Annotated in this window: 4 protein-coding genes; all 4 read right to left on the reverse strand. The window is 59.4% G+C overall.

Going from position 1 to position 20,156, the window contains the following annotated elements; genetic code table 11:
- Positions 1 to 7 precede the first annotated feature (7 nt).
- Positions 8 to 16,873 (reverse strand): hemagglutinin repeat-containing protein, encoded by a 16,866-nt coding sequence (locus TX23_RS18255; RefSeq protein WP_244885966.1) that lies wholly within the window; start codon positions 16,871 to 16,873, stop codon positions 8 to 10.
- 33 nt (positions 16,874 to 16,906) lie between these two features.
- Complete coding sequence (locus tag TX23_RS18260; protein ID WP_082629652.1) at positions 16,907 to 18,628, reverse strand: ShlB/FhaC/HecB family hemolysin secretion/activation protein; 1,722 nt, start codon at positions 18,626 to 18,628, stop codon at positions 16,907 to 16,909.
- 200 nt (positions 18,629 to 18,828) lie between these two features.
- Positions 18,829 to 19,455 (reverse strand): hypothetical protein, encoded by a 627-nt coding sequence (locus TX23_RS18265; RefSeq protein ID WP_057703395.1) that lies wholly within the window; start codon positions 19,453 to 19,455, stop codon positions 18,829 to 18,831.
- Entirely contained in the window at positions 19,455 to 20,153 is a 699-nt protein-coding gene (locus TX23_RS18270; protein ID WP_057703396.1) for a hypothetical protein, read from the reverse strand. The genes TX23_RS18265 and TX23_RS18270 overlap by 1 nt, the downstream gene beginning before the upstream one ends.
- Positions 20,154 to 20,156 lie beyond the last annotated feature (3 nt).

Below are 20,156 nucleotides of genomic sequence, written 5' to 3' on the forward strand. Positions count from 1 at the left end.
TCCGCTCCTAATAATCCGGATGCACACCAGGCCTAGCGCCTCTCACATTCTGATTTTTTTCGAGATCTCGCACATGATGGTGCGGATTCGGATGCACGTCCGGCTGCCCGTGGTCAGTCATGTGAGTCTGGCCTTTGCTACGTCCGTATTCATCATAATGCGTCGTCCGCTCGTAGACTTCATCTTTTTTCCGGCTACTGGGTTTCAGATCCACCACACGTTTGGTTCCAGGAGTAACCTGCACAGGTGCTTCTTTATCCTTCCAATAATTATCAGGGAGCATCGTATCTTTGGAGTCGTTGACTGAAACCTTACTCCCTGCTTTTACGCCTAATGACTTGACCTCCCCGAGCACAGCATCCATCAAAAACTCAGTCGCTACAACATACTTATCTCCATGCAAAAGGTTATCAGGGTCAGCTTTAGCCTCTGCATGAAATCCCCTCATGGTTTCAACGGTACGGTCAGTCAGGTTTGCAGCAAGCTCGATAGCTTTAGATTCTTTGAACTCTCTGTACTGATCCCCCGCTACCGCTTCAGCTGCTGCATGTGCGACAACACTCACTACCAGCTTCATAGGCCCCATCATGGCCTGCACGCTAAGCATCGCAGCCTGAAACTGCTCTGCGGGCAGCTTCTGGGAAAGCTTGACTATATCAACGATGCCATTGAGCGCTGCTTCACCCCCGTTACGCGGTAAGTCATCAATGAGCACGGCCGGTAGCTCGTACCCTGAGCCAGTCTTCGGCTGGGTGGAAGGTGTGGCACGGCAACTGCCATCATCCATGCAGCCCTTGATTTTCTTATCGTAAATTGCTGCCTTTTCCGAAAAATCATTCAATGCGCTTATAACATCCGCCGGGAGCGCATCCAGAGTCTCAGGGGCGATGCCCTTTCGCACCAGATTCTTCGAAATTGTCAGCGCCTGCTCATCGCCGAATTTTTTACGAATATTCGCTGAAACATCGTCAATGCTGACGCGCTGAGCCTGAATTGCCTGAATTTCGCCCTTGATCTGTTCGAGCGCGCCGGCAACTGCTTCGATCTTTTTCTTTTGGTTGTCTTTGAAATTGACAACGTCTGCAACCAGATCTTTGGCGGCTTTCTCAGGATCCATCACAGCATCAATGGACGAACTACTCGCATAAAGATCCGTTCGCTTTTCATCATCCTTGGTGATCTCATAGGCCTTACCCACATCCCGGTTCAACCCGGCCGTAGAGTCAGCGCCCGTCTCGGTATCCCCACGTACGACGATTTCACCTGCCCCCACCGTGGCGCGGACAATCTGCTCACGCTCTTTCTCGTAGTTCCAACCCTCAACGCTCCAGCCGGTCTGGCCTTCCTTGCCTTTGCCCGCCTGGCTGTTGTCTTGTACGGTGTTGCCTTTGCTTTCACTGCTCCCGGCTTTATAGGTGCCACCTACGTTCAGGTAGTACCCATGCTCTTTGTCTTGCCCGGCGATATCGCTGAAGCCGAGGGTGCCGGTGTCCAGTTTCAGGTTGCCGTTGTCAGCGGCGATGACGGCTCCGTCGATCTGGGTATGGTTCTCTGTTCTGATATCGACTGCATTTTTGCCGGTGATGCGGGTTTGCTCTTCGACCCAGTCGGTTTTGCCTGTGGTCTTGCCAAAGCCGACCGAACCGCTGACACCGGCGCCCGGGCCGATGGTGGCCGTAACGCTGATGTCGAACTCTTTGCCCTTGACCTTGCCCGTATCGGCTACCGACGAAACCTTGAGGTCGCCGCCCACGCGCCCCACCACTTCGTCGCCTCTGAGGTTCGCTCCGCCGATGGTGGTGTCTTTGCCACTGGCGAACCCCAGACGGTCGCCGGCATAGAGGTATGCCTCTTGTTGGCGTTGGCCTTCTCGCTCCAGGTTGCCCTTGCCCATGCTGACACTGACGTAGACGCCAATACCTTCGGAGCCAAACGTCAGGCCTGCTTCCCCGCCGCCACTGTGGCGGTTGTTTTCGCTGTTGCTGTCGTTATGCGCCGAACGAATATTCAAGTCGTTGCCGGCATTCAGCTCGATATCCCGTTGGGCTTTTGCCTGCGTTCCAATCAGGTTCAGGTCATTGCTGGCCTTGAGGTTGATATCGCGACCGGCCTCCAGCTGTGAAGCCGTAGACGAGCCTTGAGAGCTCTCGCCCGTAGCCGTGCCGAAGCTACCGCCGGCGCCCAACTTGATCCCGCCGCTGGTACCGCCATGGATGCCGCCCCAACTTTGGGTGTGGGTGGTTTCTTCACTGATGCTGCCCTTGGCTACGCCCAGCGTGACGTCACGCCCTTTGATATTGATGTCACGCCCGGCGTCAAGGTGGCTTCCCTTCACCAACACATCGTTGCCAGCGTTAAGGTGCAGATCGTTACCAGCACTCAGGGTTGAAGATCGGTTGGTCTGCTCGATAACCTGTTGGCTGTTGGTTTGCTTGCTGTTGCCGAACTTCCCGTCCAGCGTCGGCCCACTGACAAACTGACTGACCGAATCAACCGCTTTGAGTGTGCTTGAGCCTTTGCTGACATTGTCCTCGCCTTTCCCTGCTCCGCTGACGGCATCCTTGGTATTGGCATAGTTATGGTTGATCGAAACACCCAGGCCGTTGCTCTCTTTCTCGCGTATCTGCTCGGTGAGCACGCTTTCACGCGCAGCATCGATATTGATATTTCTGCCCGCCGTCAGCTCGATATCATTGGCAGCGCCCACATCAGAGCCGCGCTGGTTGATATCACGCTTGGCGTTGATCGCCACATCTTGTCCGGCGCTGATCTGGCTGCTGGAAGCGGTCTCGTGTTCGACACGATTCTTCTCCCCACTGCCTTCGGTACCGGCGAAGATGCTGATGCCATTACCGTTACTGGAGATGCTTGAACCCGTCTGCTTTTTCTTCTCCCAGCTACGTTCGCTACGGGTGTCTTGTGCGGCGACCACATTGACGTCGCGCCCTGCATCCAGATTGACATTGCGCCCGGCGGTGATTCCGCTGCCAACCAGGTTGATGTCGCGCTCAGCCTGCAAAGTTGCATCGCGCTCGGCGCTAACATGGCTGCCCACGCTGGTGCTGCTCTGGGCTTCACGACCGGCCTTCTTCGCAGACGAAATGGCGACCGATGTCGGCCTTTCCGTATAACCAAACTTCTTCTTGTGCTCTTCACTGCGGCTATAGGCCGTGTCGTTCGCAGAAATCAGGTTGATGTCACCCGTGCTATTGACCAGCCCGGAACGCAGTTCAGTGTCGTTATCGGCACTGATCTCACTGGCCCGTACCCGTACATCATTACCCGCCGCCACCACAACATCATTGCCCGCCTCCAACTCACTGCCCACTTGGCTCGCAGTGGTTTTCAACTGGCTCTTGCCGCTTTTGGACAGCCCCAGGAACCCGGACTTGGTCTTCTTACTGTAAGAGCCATGCTCCTCGACACCCGACAGCACCGCGATGTCACCGGTGGCACCCAGCAACATGTCGCCACCCGCCTTCAACTGGCTGCCGATCACGGTGACGTCACGCCCGCCGTCGATGCTCATGCCGCCATCGGCGTTCTTGCTGGCGTTAACGGTCAGGTCTTTACCGGCTTCGACGACAGAGGCCACGTTGGTGCTGTCGTAACTCTCCCGCTGTTGGCTTTTGCTGCGTCCGAACGAGCCCTTGCTCTTTTTCGAGTAGAACGAAGCGTCTTCGTCCAGTGCCGACAGGATGCTCACATCGCGCTGTGCATCGAGGGCCACGTTGCCGCCCCCGGCAATCCGGCTGGCGGTGAGCTCCAGGTCTTTACCGGCATTGAGCGACACATCGCCGCCGGCCGTCAGCACGCTGGAAACCTGGCTGATGTGGTCCTTGGACTGGGTGACTTTCTTGGACTTGCTCGATGAATGCTGCTCGTCGGCGGCCGAAGAAATACTCAGGTTCTCAGTCGTCGTGATGCCCAAGTCACGCTTGGCGTCGATGCGGCTGGCAATGGCGGTGAAGTCACGCCCTGCCGAGACCTTGAGGTCACGACCGGTCTCCACACTGGCGCCGTTTTGCGTCACGGTTTCGGTGCGCAGACGGTTGCCCAGATCCAAGCCATTGCGTTGCTCAACGGCTTCGATGCGCACATCGCGGCCAGCGACCAGTGTGGTGTCACGCCCGCTTTTCAGCACGCCACCGGTATTGGCAATGTCCCGACCTGCATTCATCGTCAGGTCATTGGCCGCCTCGATGCGGGACGCACTGTCCAGATAGTCGCGGCGTTCAGCAGTGCCGTTGCCGGTACGGGTTACTGCGCGGTCGTTGATCACATCACCCTTGATCGCGGTGAGCGTCACGTCGCGTCCAGCGATGATGCCACCGGACTTGTTGACGATGTTGTTACCCGCCAGCAGGTCCAGGCGGTTGCCGGCTTCGATCAAGCCGCTGTTGATCAGGTCGTTGCCCGCTTTGGCCGACAGGTTGTTGGTGGCGCGCAGGGTCCCGGCGTTCTCCAGGTTTTCACCGGCAATCAGGTTCAGATCGTTACCGGCGATCAAGGCACCGTTGGGCGCGAGACGATTGTCGGCCTGGGCCATGTACAGCACGGGCACCAGCACTTTCTCACCGTTCACTTCGTGCTGTTCGAGCCAGACGATGTCGTGGGTCAGCGCCGCGACCTGTTGAGAGGTCAGGGTCACACCCACTGCCAGGTTCAGTTGCTGCTTGCTCTGGATCGCATTGTCCATCAGGTACTTGAACAGCTTTTCGTCGGTGTTCTGACCGTCGATAAACCGCTGCCCTGTGCGTGCCTGCACAGCCTGCTGGATCAACCGTTGTTCATACAGCCCGTCACCCAGGCGCTTGGCACTTTCGTCCGGGTTGTAACCCAGGCCCGCGAGCAAATAGTCGGAGCTCATGAACTGCTTGAGGTCGGTGAGCACCGGGTTGGTTTCGATCAGGTATTTATGCGGCTGGGACTTGGGCGTGGTGGGCGTAAAGCCCTGTACACGGTTGATGGTCTGGCTGGCGACTGTCGTGGTTTGCGCCGCGGCATTCAGCGGCTGGGCAATCACCGCAGCGATCTGGGTTGGGCTGGCGCCTGGACCTTGTGCAGCCGGTGTGCTCACAACTGGCTGCACACCTGGCATTATCGGCGTCACGCCAGGAATGTTCAGCGTCGGTCGAGCAGGCTCGTTCGGCGTAATAACCTCAATGCTTGTATCCCGCTCGATCAGCGCCAGCTCAGGCTGATCGCCCTGCCCGGTGACCATCGGCACTGGTGCAGTTGAGCCGGTAGACGGATTTTGGGCGTTGATGCCATCGCCCCGCGCGATTTTACCTGTAGTGATCTGGCTGGGCGTCCAGCCACTACCGTTGGCCGCATCGTTGGCACCTGCAACGTTAAGCGTTCTGCTGGTGGCGGTGATGCCACTGACCTGACGTGCGGTCGGATCCAGCTGATGAGTAGACGCCTCCTGTTGAGCGACGCCCTTGAAGTCGAAGGTGCGTGTTTCAATCGCTGGCTGTGCGTCCTGGCGTTGAGCGAGGCCCAGGGTTGCACCGCCCATGGTCCAACTCTGCGGGCCGCTGGAGGCTTGGGTGGCTTGAGTGTCATCAACCGCTTGGCTACTGAGGCGGAACAGACCGTGGGTGCCGGAGGGCAAGGTGAAGCCGCGTAATGTCAGCGGGTTGACTTGTTGCTGGGCCAGGTCCGGTGGCAATTGCGGAGCGAGCTGCACCACCACCATTGTTGGACCGCTGGCGACCCCCGTGTCCTCATTGCGCGGCGCGTGCCCGGCCAAGGCTGTGTTGGACGCCTCAATGCTGTTGATCAAGGTCTTGCTGGCGGTGATGTTCACGGCACCAGCAGCCTGAATGATCGCTGGAGCCAGTGAAGCGCCAGCGGTCGATACCAGGGTATCGCCAATCAGCCTGAACGCTGACAACGCACCGACCGGCAGACTTTTGGGTCCTGACTGAGCGTTGTAGGGGTCCATGACACCCCGTTTGAAGCGCCAGTAAGTACCGTTAGTCGCTTCCAGCCGCCAGGTACGGGTACGCGTTCCGGAGCCAGATGCAGCGCCTTTGTTGGTCAGCGTATCCGCAGTAATGTTCATGTCGGCGCCAGAAGCGATAACACTATATTCATTGAGCAGCGAATTAGCGGCGATATCCATGCGCCCGCCCGACTGGATAGTCGAAGTAGCCGAAGCCTTGAGTAACTCAGTTTGATAGTTTTCCGTGCCGACAAAGTCGACAACAAAGTGATCGCCTCGGCAGTCCCAACAAATATTGGTGAGTGACCCGCCGCTACCGGCGGTGTCTTTGGTGGTGAACTCGTCCCGGCGGTTAGTCAGGCTGGAAATCTTAATGGACATGTTACGACTGGATTCGATGCTGCCGGATACGTTTTCGAGACTGGCTGCCTTGCTCACACCATCTCGACCGGTCACATCCAGTCGGCCCAGGCTATAGATGTCGCCGAACTGGTTGGTGATTGTGTCGCTACGCAAGGTGATGTCGTTGCCGCTGAACAACAAACCATGATCGTTCAACAAGGCTGCACTGGTTACGGTTACATTCTGTGCGCCACCCAATGTCCCGTAGTTGTTCAGCGTTCCTGCCGAGAGTTCGAGGTTGGTCGCAGAGGTCAAGCGTCCATAGTTGTTCAATTGCCCATCAATGTTGACCTGGGTATCGCCACCGCCAGTAATTTTGGCGCTAGTGCTCAGATCCAACCGACTCGCGTGCAGGTTGAGACTACTCTGACTGGTGATTCGCCCATTACCGCTATAGGCGCCCGCGAGGTCGATATTTAAACTCCCATCACTGGCAATCAACCCATTATTGACCCAACTGCCACCCCTGCCTTCCAGGTTCGTCGAAGCCAGCAGTTGCCCGGTTTCCGTCTGGGTGAAGTGATTGACGTTGACGTTCAAACGCCCTGCCTGAATGACGCTGGTATTGGTCCAGGTATCCGCGTTCAGGGTCAGGCCACCGCGAGTGACAACAGTGCCGCCCGCGCCGGTAACGTTGGGCAACGAGATGTCGAACGTGCCCTCTCCCATATGCAGCAACTGGCCGCCGTTGTTCTGGAAGCTGGCAGCCGCGAGGGTCAGGTCCTGGTTGGCGGTTTCCACGGCGCCGTTACGGTTGTCGAACACGCCGCCGATCTGGAACGCTGTCTTGCCCGAGCGTCCCAGGGCGCGCAATTTGCCGCCCTGGTTATCGATGGCGTTGGCGGCCACGGTCAGGTTGTTGGTGCTTTCGATCAGGCCGTTGTGGTTGGTCAACTGGCCGTTGAGGCCGAGCGCGATCTGGTCACCGGCAATCTGGCCGGCGCTGTTATCCAGAGCGCCACCATTGATGCGCATCAGGCCCTTGGCATACAACGCGCCCTGCTGGTTATTCAGGGTGGCCGCCGTCAGCAGCGCATCGCTGGTCTGTGCGCCCACATAGCCGCCCTGGTTATCGAGGTGACCGGCACTGAGTAACAGGCGCTGGCCCTGAATCAAGCCGCCCTTGGGGCTGGCGCTCAGGTCATGACCGTTGCGCAGCACACCCACCACACCGGCCTCGATGGCACCCTTGAGACTGGCGAGCACGCCGCTACGGTTGTCGAGGTTGCCGGCCTTGAGGTGCACGTCACCGGTCTGGCTGATGATATTGCCGCGCTGGTTGTCGAGATCGCCATTGACCTCGACCCGCAGGCCGTTCTGCCCCTGCAGTTTGCCCTGCACGTTGGTCAGGCCAAAGGCGTTGATTTGCAGGTCGCCGTCTTGACTGTAAATCAGGCCGTCGCCGTTGTTTTGAACGATAGCGCTGGCATCAATGGCTAGCCGACCTTTGGACGCAACGGTGCCGCCTTCGCTGTTGTTCAGACCACCCATGGCCAATGACAGAGCGCCCTGGCTAGCGAGTTGCCCACCACGGTTATCCACTTCAATAGCTTGCTTGAGCACCAGCGAACTGGTACCCGCGATCTTGCCGTTGACGTTGCCAAGGTGACCTTGCAGGTTCAGCACCAGATGGTCGTTACCCATCAGCGAGCCACCGGTGTTGAGCAAGTTGCCACCCAGGAAGTTCAGGTTGCGCAGGGCCGTGATAGTGCCGGCACTGTTGTCGAGGTTGGCCGCGCTCAGATCCAGCGTCGAGCCGCTGTCGATCAACCCACCTTGGGTGTTGTTCAATGCGCCAATCACGCTCAAGGTCTGCTGCGCGCCGCTGGAGATCAGACCTTTGTTGCTGTTATCCAGGCTGGCGGCGCTGACATTCAACCGCCCTTGGCTAGCCAGCGCGCCTTCACCACTGTTGAGCAAGTGACCACCAAGGCGTACATCCAGAGTGCCGTTGCGACTGGACAGCGTACCTTTGTCACGGTTGTCCAACTGGGTGCCGATCAGGTTGAGCCCTTGCCAACCCGACAGCAAGCCGCCGCGATTGACGATGTCGCCTGCATTCAGCGTCAGCAGTTGCTGACTGATAAGCGTACCGGCGCTGTTGTCCAGGTTACGTAGCGTCAGGTTCAGGGCGTTTTGGCTGGACAGTTCGCCGCCCTGGTTTTGCAGGTCACGTACATGTTTGAGGGTCAACGGGCCTTTGGCGAAGATCAGACCTTTACGGTTATCCAGATCCCCGTTGGCCAGGTCCAGGCTCAGGTCCTGCTCGCCGATCAGCCTGCCGCCACGCAGGGCCATGGACGTCAGCGTAAGGTCCATATCGCCCTTGGCCGACACCTCGCCGCCATCGCTGGCGTCCAGTGCCTGGGCATTGAGTTGCAGACGGCCCTGGCTGTTGATCAAGCCTTTGGCGCTGTTGTCCAAAGCCGACGTATTAATTGTCAGCGCGCTGGTGCCGAGCAGGCTGCCGCCCTGGTTATTGAGGCTCCCCGCGTTGACCGTGAGGGCTTGCGCAGCATTGATCAAGCCTTGTTGCCCGTTAGTCAGCAGCCCGGTGCTGGTCAATTCAAGCCCGCCGCGACTGGTCAGCGTACCGCCGCTGTTATCGACGACACCCGCCTGAGCACTCAGGCTCGCCGCCGCGACCAAACCCTTGATGTTGCCGAGCGCCTGGTCGATTCGCAGGGTCAGGCCCTGGTTGCTGAGCAGGCGACCGTTGCTGTTATCCAGGTTGCGCGCAACGATATTGAACGCCTGAGCGCTGGAGATTTCACCGGCCTGGTTGTTCACGCCGTTGAGGTGGTTGAGCACCAGCGGCCCATTCGCGTTGATCAGGCCTTGCTGGTTGTTAAGCTGGCCGTTGTTCAGGTTCAGCGTCAGCGCGGCGTTGCTGAACAGCTTGCCGCCTGGCTGATCAAGCCCGTCGACGCTGGCCGTCAGGGCCTGGGCGCTGCCGATACTGCCGGCGCTGTTATTGAGTAGCCCAGCCTTCAGTTCCAGGGTGTCGCCACTGGTGAGACGGCCCCCCGTGTTATCCAGCGCGCCGGTGCTTACGCTGACCGCCCCTTTGCCGCTGAGCACGCCCTTCTGGTTCCCCAGGCTGGCGCTGCGCAGCTGAAGGGTGCTGTCAGTCACAAGCTCACCGCCGTCGTTGTTCAGGGCCCCCTGCGTACTCAGCACCAACGCGTCGGCGCTGGACATCCTCCCTTGACGGTTGAGCACGCTCGCCGCATCGACGCTCAGGCGCCCCTCACTGTTGAGCACGCCCTGGCTGTTATTCAACTCACCTTTAAGCTCAAGTTGCAGAAGCTGCTGAGCAAGCAGTTTGCCGGTGCTGTTGTCCAGGCCCTGAGCACTGAGCATCAGGCGCTGGGTATTTAGTTGGCCCTGGTTGCGATTAAGCAGCTTGGTAAGCGTGAGATTCAACGATTGCCCGGCCAGCACACGACCGGCATCGCTGTTATCCAGGGTTTGCCCGGTGACGGTCAGGTCGGCGTTCGTCGACAGTTCGCCGCCACGGTTATCGATGCTATCGACCCGTAGTTTCAGCGTTTTATCGGCGCCAACCAGGCCTTTGCGGTTGTCCAGGGATGCTGCACGCACATCCACGGCTGCAGTGCTGATAAGTTGACCGCCGCGGTTATCGACCTGATCGATATCAGCGCTCACCCCTGCCTTGCCCGATACATCACCGCCACGGTTATCGAGTCGCACGGAAGACAGCTGCATGGCGCCGTCGGCAATCAGCGTTCCGCGCTGGTTATCAAGTGCCTGTGTGGCAGAGACGTCCATCACGCCACGACTGTTGATCAGGCCGTCAGTGTTGTCCAGACGAGCGCTGCTGGCGTTGAGCGAGGCTGCGCTGATCGCACCTTTGGCGTTGCCCAAGGCATCTTGAATCTGCAGTGTCAGGCCTTGGTTACTGATCAGCTTGCCGCCGCCGTTATCCAGGTTGCGCGCCGCCAGGGCGAAGGCTTGCTGGCTGGAAATCTCACCACGCTGGTTGTTCACATCAGCCAGGTTTTTAAGCATCAGCAGCGGGCTATTGATAAGGCCGCCGACGTTGCTCAGTTGGCCGTGGTTCAGGTCAAGTTCGAGCTGAGTATTACTGAACAGCTCACCGCCCTGTTGATCCAGACCGGTCATCGTGGCGGTAAGGTTTTTGCTGCTGGCGATACGTCCGCTGTTGTCTACCTGGGTTGCGGCCAGGTCCAGACGATCGGCGCTGGTGATACGGCCATTGTTGCTAAGCGCGCCGGTGGTCAGGCTCAGTGCACCACGGCTGTTGAGCAGGCCTTCGGGGCCGTTGTTGAGGCTGGCGCTGGAGAGCGTCAGGGTGGCATCGGTCTCCATGATGCCGCCCTGGTTGGTGATACCACCGCTGGCAGCAAGGGTAAGCGCACCCGCCGAAGAGACCGCGCCCGCGCTGTTGTCGAGGGTCGCGCTGGTCAGTTGCAGGGTGCCTTCGCTGCTGATTTTACCCAGTTGGTTATCCAGTCGCCCGTCCAGTTCTGTGCCGGGAATGGCCGTCAGCAGCAGGCTCAGCGACTGCTGGCCCGCGAACCTGCCTTGGCTGTTGTCCAGGCGCGCCCCGGTAAAACGGTTGTCTTGCGCAAACACCAGCCCTTGGGCCTGGTTGATCACCTGCGCCACGGCCAGTTGCAATGCAGTACCAGCCAGCAATTTGCCGGCGCTGTTATCCAGGCGCTGCCCCTTGAAATCCACACTGCTCTGACTGGAAATTTCGCCCGCACGGTTATCAACGGCGTCGACCGTCAGTTTCAGCGCTTTTGTGGCCCCTACCAAACCGCCGTCGCGATTATCCAGGGAAGTCCCGCTCAGGCTCAGCTCGTGCTGAGCAACCAGTTCACCGCCTTGCTGGGCCAGTACACCGATGGTTGCCTGTAAATCGCTTTGGCTGGCGATGCGGCCAGCCGCGTTTTGTACAGTGTCGGCAGTCAGCCGCAGCGGGCCCACGGCGCTGATCAGGCCCTTCTGGTTGCGCAGCAGCTGCCCGGCGAAGCCCAGGGCCGCCTTGCTGCCGAGTGAGCCTTGCTGATTGTCCAACTGCCCCACGTTGAGCTGTAGGTCTTTGTGAGCAAGGATCACGCCGCCGCGGTTGTCGACGTTGGCACTGTGCAAGGTCAACAGAGCCTGGCCTGTCAGTTGCCCCCCGCGGTTATCCAGGCCACCGGTGTGCAACTGCATCGCGCCCTTGGCCAGCACCTGCCCTTTGGCCTGGTTGTCCAATAACCCGTCGACAGTGGCCGTGAGTTGGCCGTCACTGGCCAGTTTGCCGCCCTGGCGGTTATCCAGGCTGGCCGCACGCACGTCCAGCGATGTGCCGGCGCCGAGTGTGCCCGCCTGATTATTCAGCGCGCCCTTGACCTTGACGTCTACGCGAACATCACCGAGTACTTGGCCTGCGGTGTTAGTCAAACTGGCCGCATCCAACTGCGTCTGGCCTGCGCTGACGATTTCGCCCTGGTCGTTGAGCAGGTCCTCTCGGATCGCCAGTCGTGCGTCCCGGGAGCTGCTCACCTTGCCTTCGCTGTTGTCCAGTCGCGCAGCATCAAGCCCGACACCGGCGGCTGAAATCAGCCCTTTGACGTTGAGCAGGGCCTGTTCGATTGTGAGGGTCAAACCCTGGTCGCTGAGCAAGTTGCCCGCGCTGTTATCCAGGCTGGCCGCACTTAGGGCGAACGCCTTGGCACTGGAGATTTCACCGTTACGGTTGTCGACGCTGTTCAGGTTTTTGAGCAACAACTGGCCTGGGGCATTGATAAAACCATCGGCGTTATTCAAGTGCCCATGGTTCATGTCCAGGGTCAGTTCGCTGTTGCTGTAAAGCTCACCAGCCCCGCGCTGGTCAAGGCGATGGATGCTGGCGTTGAGCGCTTGGCCACTGGCGATGCGGCCTTCGAAACGGTTATCTACGTCGGTTGCTGTGAGGTTGAGGCGATCAGCGCTGGTGACACGGCCTTGATGCTGGTTAAGCAAGACGCCTGTGGTCAGTTGCAGCGCACCGTCAGCCACAATGCGCCCGTGGCTGTTGTCGACACTGCCCGCATTCACCGTTGCCGTATCAGCGCTGAGCACCTCGCCGTTCTGATTGGCGAGGGCATTGGCGGAGCTCAACAGTAACGCCCCGCCGCTGCTGATACGCCCGCCGTTGTTGCCAAGGCTGGCGCTGCGCAGTTGCAAGGCGGCGTCGCTGCGTATCACGCCTTGGCTGTTGTCAGCCTGTTCGGCGAGGGTCATGTCGAGGTTGCGTTTGGCGTAGAGACTGCCTTGGGCGCTGTTGTCCAGGCTGGTTGCTTTGAGGTTGACGTCCTGTTGCGCAGAAATCAGGCCCTTGAGCTGGTTGTTCAGCCTGTCGAGCGTCAACTGGAGCGTGCTATTGGCCAGTACGCGGCCCGCATTGCTGTTGTCCAGTTCGCGGCCGGTGATCGTCAGTTCGGTAACGCTGGAAACTTCACCCCCTCGGTTGTCCACTTTGCCGATGGCCAGGTTCATGGCCTTGCCAGAATTGAACAACCCGGCCTGACGGTTATCCAGCTCGTCACTCTTGACCTGCAACTGCCCGACCGAGGTGATGCTGCCGTCTCGGTTATCCACGCGCCCTACCACAAGCTGCGCGTCCCCCTTGCTGGTGAGGCGGCCCTTGGCCTGGTTGTCCAGGCTGACGGCATTCACCATCAGCGTCTGACCGGCAGCTAACGTGCCGTTGGCATTATTGACCGCGCCGTGGCTGGTCAAGGCCAAGCGGTTATCGCCCTGGATGCGCCCCTGGCTGTTGTTGAGCGCAGCCACTTCGACTATCGAGCGCTGCCCCAGCAGCTCACCGCCGCGGTTATCCAGCACACTGTCCACGCGCAGACTCAAGTCAGAACCGGCACTCAACTTGCCGCCCTGGTTGTCCAGACTGGCGCTGTTTACCTGTAAGGCCGCGGCGGAAATCAGGCCACGGGTGTTATCCAATGCCTGGGCGATTCGCAGGGTCAAGGCTTGTTGGCTGAGTATCTTGCCGTCCGCCGTGTTCAAGGCAGTTGCCGCCAACTCAAAGGCGCGGGCACTGGAGATTTCACCGCCCTGGTTATCGACGCTGCCCAGTTGCTTGAGCAGCAGCTGCCCTGGGGCGTTGATCAGGCCTGCACTATTGTTGAGATGGCCACCTTGCAGGTCCAGGCTTACATCGGCCTGGCTGGAGACCTGCCCCTTGCGGCTGTTGTCCAGCGCGGTAACCGTCATCCCCAACCCAGTGGCACTGCTCAGGTGCCCGCCCTGGTTGCTCAGGTTGCCGGTCGTGATCTGCAGGTCGCCGGCACTGGAGAGTGTGGCGTCATCATTGGTTAAACCGGAGGCAGTGATGGTCAAACGACCATCGCTGCGCAGGGCGCCCCGGACGTTGTTCAACTGGCCGCCGAGGGCCATACCCAATTGAGCTTTGGCATACAGACTGCCGCCTGCACTGTTATCCAACGCTTGCGCCGTGAGCTGTACCTGGTGCGCGGCAATGCGCCCTTTGAGCGAGTTGTTCAGCTCTGTGGCACTGAGCTGCAAGTCAGTGCCGGCACTCAAAAGCCCCGCTTGGTTAAGCAGGCTGCCCGCAATAACTGCCGTCAGTGCACCGTCGCTGGTCACGTTACCTTGGCGGTTATCCAGACTGGCGCTGTTAAGCCTCATGCTATGCCCAGCGGCCAACGTGCCTGCCTGGTTACTGACCGCACCGCCCGTTTGGAGCAGCAACGTCGATTCGCCCTGCACCAGGCCCTGGTCGTTGGTTAGCGTCCCAACGCCAAGCACAAGATGTTTGCCCAGCACCTTCGCACTGCGGTTATCGAGTTCGCCCTCGACTTGCAAAGTGAGGCCGTCCACCGCAGCCAGTCGACCAGACTGGTTAACCAGTGTTCCCGCTTGAACATCCAGGGACTTGGCGGTTAACACACCTTTGGTATTGTCCAGTGCGCGGGCAATGCGCACGCTCAAGGCTTGCTCGCTGAGTAGCTTGCCCGCGGCGTTATCCAGTTGATCCGCGACCAGGTCGAAGGTTTGGGCGCTGGAGATCTCGCCACCCTGGTTATCGACGCTGTTAAGTTGAGTCAGCAACAACTGGCCCGGAGAGTTGATCAAGCCGCCCTGGTTGTTCAAGTAACCCCGATTGAGGTTCAGGCCAAGAGCGCCTTGACTGAAGAGTTGGCCGCCATTGCTGTTGTCCAGGCTACCCATGCTCAACTGTGCGCCTGCGTCGGCACTGAAATTTCCGCTTTGATTGACGAGCAAACCGCCCACCCGGGCGTCAAGCCGACCACGGCTATAAACTCGACCGCGTTGGTCGTTGATCAAACTGGCAACATCAATGTCCAGGCCGCTGGCGGCGATCAGTCCTGCCCCGTTATTCAGAGTCTGCACAATTTTCAGGCCCAAGGCCTGGTCGCTGAGCAGCTTGCCGGCGCGGTTGTCCAGGCTGTTCGCCGCAAGCGTAAAGCCACGGGCACTGGAAATCTCGCCGCTGCGGTTGTCGACGCTATTGAGGTTATTCAACGTCAACTGGCCACCGGCGTTGATCAAACCACCGTCGCGGTTGTCCAGATGGCCGTTGCCCAGGTCCAGGATGACATCGCTGTTGCTGTAAATGCGCCCTTGGCCGTGCTGGTCGAGGTGGGTGACACGGGCATTCAGAGCTTTGGCGCTGGTCATCGACCCGCCCTGGCTGTTATCGAGCGAGCCGGTCGCCAACTGCAGGGCGCCGCCACTGACGAGTACACCCTGTTGCTGGTTATTGAGGTTTGCGGCGCTGATCTGTGCGGCCGTACCAGACTCGATTCGGCCCTGCTGTTGATTATCCAAGGTACCGGCAATGTTCAGCCCCAGACTGCCCTGACTGCTCGCGCTACCGGACTGGCGGTTATCCAGTTGCCCGGCGTCAATCTGTAGATGCTGCCCCGCTACCAGGCGACCCCCTTGATTGTTAACCATGCCATTGGCAGTCAAACGCAGCGCCTGGCCGGCAGAAATCAGCCCGGCGACGTTATCCAGGCTGTCGACCTGCAAGCTGACTTCGGCAAGACTCGATAGCTCACCTTTACGATTGACCAACTGTCCAATGCGACCGCTGAGCCCTCGGTCGCCAACCACCAGGCCCGCGTCAGCATTGAGCAACTGCGCAGCATTCAGCTCAATGCGTGCGGCGCTCAATACGCGGCCTTGCTGCTGGTTATCGAGCTTTTCAGCACTCACCTGGAGCTGATTTTGCGCACTCAGGGTGCCGCTCCGGTTGTCGAGAGTGCCATCAACCTTGACGGACAGGTCACGGCTGGCGATGACGGTCTTGCCGGTGTTATTCAATCGGGCGGCGGTGACTTGGATATCACCCTGAGCATTGCGCGTCTGATCAGGGTTGACGCCGGCTTCGATGATGCCGTTGTTGGTCAATACCCCACCGCTGTGCAGCGCCACACGATCACGCGCCGCCAGGCTTTTTTGATTGATCAGCTCGCCCTGCGTCTTCATCTCCAGAACGCTGCCCGCTGCGACCACACCCTGGGCCTCAACGCTATGGGCCTTTACGTTAATGGCGCCGCCTGCCGTTGTCTGGCCCATGACCACCTTGCCGCCAGCGTCGATTTGAATATCGCCGCCAGCGACCATATCCCCCGACAACTTCACGCCGACACCCGCCTCGGTGCCCATCAGCTTGACCGCGCCTACATACATGCCGCCCAGCGCCGACGAGTCAATCGCCAGATCCGGCGCCTGGCTGCCATCTGCGGCCCGCGCGGTGGCATTTAAGCTGCGTGCGTCCACATCATTACGACCGGCGACGATGGTGAGCTTTTTCGCCTGGATCTGGGCATTGATGGTGGTAGCGCGGGTGATGATTTCGAATTGATCGACGTTGCTGGCGTTCAGGCCCGCGCCTTCGATGGCGACACTGCCCTGATCCACCTGATAACGATTGATCTGGCCGTTTTCGATCACGGCTTTACCGGTGGTGAGCGTCGCTTGTGGGGTATTGATAAAGCCGCAACCGTTACAGCTGATGCCATACGGGTTGGCAACGATCACATGCGCCGATTGCCCGGCCACTTCGGTGTAGCCGCGCAGTTGGCTGGGGCTGCCGCCGTTGACTTCATTGAGGATGATGTTGGCAGCGGTGCCGTTGAGATTGGGGTTGCCGACGATGATGCCGCCCAGTTGCGTGGCCTGGGTGCGGTCGGTGGCGTTGTTGAGGATCACCCCATTGGCGCCGACGTTGTAGTCATGGAATTGGTTATGCGACAGCCCGCTGGCATTTGGCGTGGCGATGTTGACGATGGGCACGCCATTGCCCGCTTGCCCGAGCGTAGTGCCCGGCGCATTCACGACGATGCCGTCCGCCTGAGCCAGTAACGGATGCCAGAACATGGCGTTGGCCAGGATCAGCGCCAACCCACGTTTAGGCAGCCCCAGAGAATGGGAACGGCTTTTTACGGCAGCAGAAGGCTGACGCGCGAGGAATGCGTACTGGCGAACGTCCATGTCATGTCTCGAAGCCCGAAGGCGGTCAAAAATTTAAAGAAAAAAATCCATGCGCAAATAGATCGGTGCTTCACGGTCCGTGATCGCGTCCGGTCTTTCCAAGGAGTGCGCAAAGGTCACGCTGGCCGCGACGTTCTTGCCACGCGCAAACAACTCCACCGAGTTGCTGCTCATGCGCCCGTGCTGCTCGGCGTTGTAGCGGCCATGGCTGATGACGCCCTGGTCGTAGCCGAGGCTGGTGCCATATTCGCTGAATACCGGCTGCATCCAGGCCCAGGTCACCGGCCGGCTCCAGCGCAAATCGTTGCGCCAATAACCGCCGCTGTCGCCGGCCAGCATTTGGTCTTTGTAGCCACGAATCGACGACTGTCCGCCCAGGCTCATGCGCTGAGGGCTGAACAGCACGTCTTCACTGCGCTGGCCGGTCATCAAACTGCTGAAGCTGAGGGACTCGCCCCACAGTTTGAAGGGGTACAGGTAGCTCACCGTGGCGGTGTATTTGCGGTAACGCGCATCGGGCTGGCCGGGCTTGGGGTCATGGTTGGCCTGAGCGTCGAACGCGCCGATGCCGTTTTGCATACCCAAGTCGATATTGAGAAATGAGCCGCCGATACGCCGACCATGGTTGACACCCACTTGCGCTTCACTGAGGCGGTTGCTGCTCAAGGCGAGCTTGCTGTCTTCGATGAAGTTGTTGGTACGAAGATAGGCAATACCGGTGTTCAGGGAGGTCTTGCTCAAGGCATCACGATGGATGACCCGCTCCAGGCGCAACTGGTGATTCTGGCTGTCGCCGGTCTGCTTGAACTTGAAGTTGTTGGCCTGGGCCTGGGAGCGGTACTCACTTTCGATGTAGCTGTACGAGAGGTTCCACCAACCGAACGGCAGGCTATAGCTGAGCATCGAATTGCGTGAGGTTTTTTGGTGATCGCTTTGAGCATCGTGGCCACCGCGCAGCGAGAGTTGGTCAGCCAGGCCCAACGGATTGTCCCAATCGAGACTGGCGCCCCACTGCTGCTCACCGGTGCTGCGCTGGCCGCCGTTATGCCGCGACAGGCCGACACGCCAGGGCTTTTGCGGTGTGTTTTTGACCAGAACATCGCTGCCACCCACGGCCTTGCCCGGCGCCAACTCCATCTGCGCCTGATTCGACGGCAAGCGATTCAACTGATCGACCATCTGCTCGATTTCGCGCAGGTTGAGCAGCTCGCCCTGCTTGCCGGGGAAACTCATGGTCAATTGACGGTCGGTGATACCACTGCCTTCGGCGCCCTTCAGGCTTTCCAGCCGGCCTTCGACAACCTGAATTTTGAGGTTGCCACTGGAAAGGTCCTGCTGAAGCAGGTAGGCGCGACTGGTGACCAGGCCCTTGGCCAAATAGCGATCGGTGATGACCTTGAGCACTTGGTTGAGCTGCGGTACGCCCAGGCATTGGCCGGTGTAAGGTTTGATAAGGCTCGTGCGCTCATCTTCGGTCAGCGCATCAGCGCCGCCCAGCTCGATGGTTTTGATCGGGAAGCAACGGGTGTCGACAGGCGCGACCGGTGCGGCGGGCGCCGCAGATTTGCCAGGCAGATCCTTGAGCTCTTCGATTCGCCGTTGCTGATCCTCAAGCAGGCGGTCCTGGCGATCACGGATCAGGTCGGTGATGCCTGGGGCATTCTGCGGCGTGGCAGCTTGCACCCCGCCAACAAAGCCCAGGCAAAAAAAAGCGGACAGCAGATGACACCTGGTCCGACGCGGTAAACGCCACATTCTCTAGATCCCTCTATTGTGGCCTTAAGCCACCAATGGAGGGCGATCATAGGATGTCATTTTGATGGCGTCAATTAAGCGTGTGAGTTTGTTCAATCTCTAACACGCGGCGAAGCGCGCTGAAAGGTAAGACTTTTTTGTCTGCGGCTGCTCATTGGCAACGAGCATTCAAAGGGGTTTTGCATGACATCCCATTGATCTCAGGAAGAAAAAATTTCAGCGCCTTGTCGCACCGGCTTCTGATATCGAGGCACTTGCTGCCTGGCCAATTGCGCCTGCACACCCGCGACAGCCTCAAGCACTCTCTGCGCCCACTGTTCATCCTGCGGGTCAACCACGACCACCCGAAAGCCATGCTCATGGCCTTCAATGCGCACGCCCTCGGAATCATCCACATGCAAATCGATATCGAAGGCCGACGGAAGCTTCGAAGGTGTGTTCAACAGCCCGCGTGCGCTCAGGGTCTGGTTATGCAGGACGCTGTTTACCACCCCATCGACACGAATGCCGTACAGCATCAGCCAACGCCTGATGTAGGAAGGCGCCCGCCCTGACGAGGTGTAAACCCAGATGCTGCATCCCTGGCGCCGTAACTCCCGGGTCAGGGAGCGAGTGCCGACACGCAGCGGCTCGCCCCACCAGCGATGGACGCAGGCCGGCAACCAGCTGCTTTCGACGGGGGAATGATCAAGTTGGCAGGCCAGTGTGTCGTCGATATCAAACGAGATCCGTACGCGCGGTCGCGCGAGCATACGCGTGGACAAGGCTTGTACGAGTCGGCTGACGGACGTTCGGCAGTTGCCTGCGAAAGTTTCATACCGGCGCATCATTGGCCTCCCTGATAGATTGGCTGCGGTGTGTCGCTCAAGAAAAACACCCCTGGATCAGGCGCTTGCTCTTCCAGGAACGCGGCGTACTTCTTCTTGATTTTTGGCAACTCATACAACGCCTTCACCCCATGTTTGGCCGAGTTGCGGATCACCGAAGAGGGGTTGAAGTAGCCCTCGGCGTTTTCCAGCGTGAGCACGAACGGCGGCAACCCGGCGCGCATCAGCAGGTAGCTGACGATCAACGACCCGCTGCGGTTATTGCCTTCGATAAATAATTGCGGCTTGCTGAGGATGCGTACATACACACCCGCCGCACGCTTCCACACCGATTCGCTGCGGTACGCGCAGTACCAATTGAACAAGTCCTTGATGCCGCCCTCAACGTTGTTGAAAAAGTGCTCCTCGGTAGCGGCCAGGTGCTGCGCATATTCCAGCCTGCGCGCCGGGTCTCGACCGCAGAGCACCGTGGCGTTGATCTCCAGCATCAGGTCAAGGTGATGCAGATCAAACAGGTCGACGCCCCGGGCGACATAGTCGTCAACCAGCGCGTAGCCCTCAAGCACGTTCTCCAACACCTCGTCCGTCAGCGGGTCCCGCGGCTCGGTAAACTGCGTGCTGAGCTGGGCAAAGCGGCTCTGCACCTTACGCAGGGCGCGTTCAATCGCTGGCAAATCTAGACGATGCGTTGCAGGCATTGG

This window comes from Pseudomonas paralactis, from assembly GCF_001439735.1.
Classification (GTDB): Bacteria; Pseudomonadota; Gammaproteobacteria; order Pseudomonadales; family Pseudomonadaceae; genus Aquipseudomonas; species Aquipseudomonas paralactis.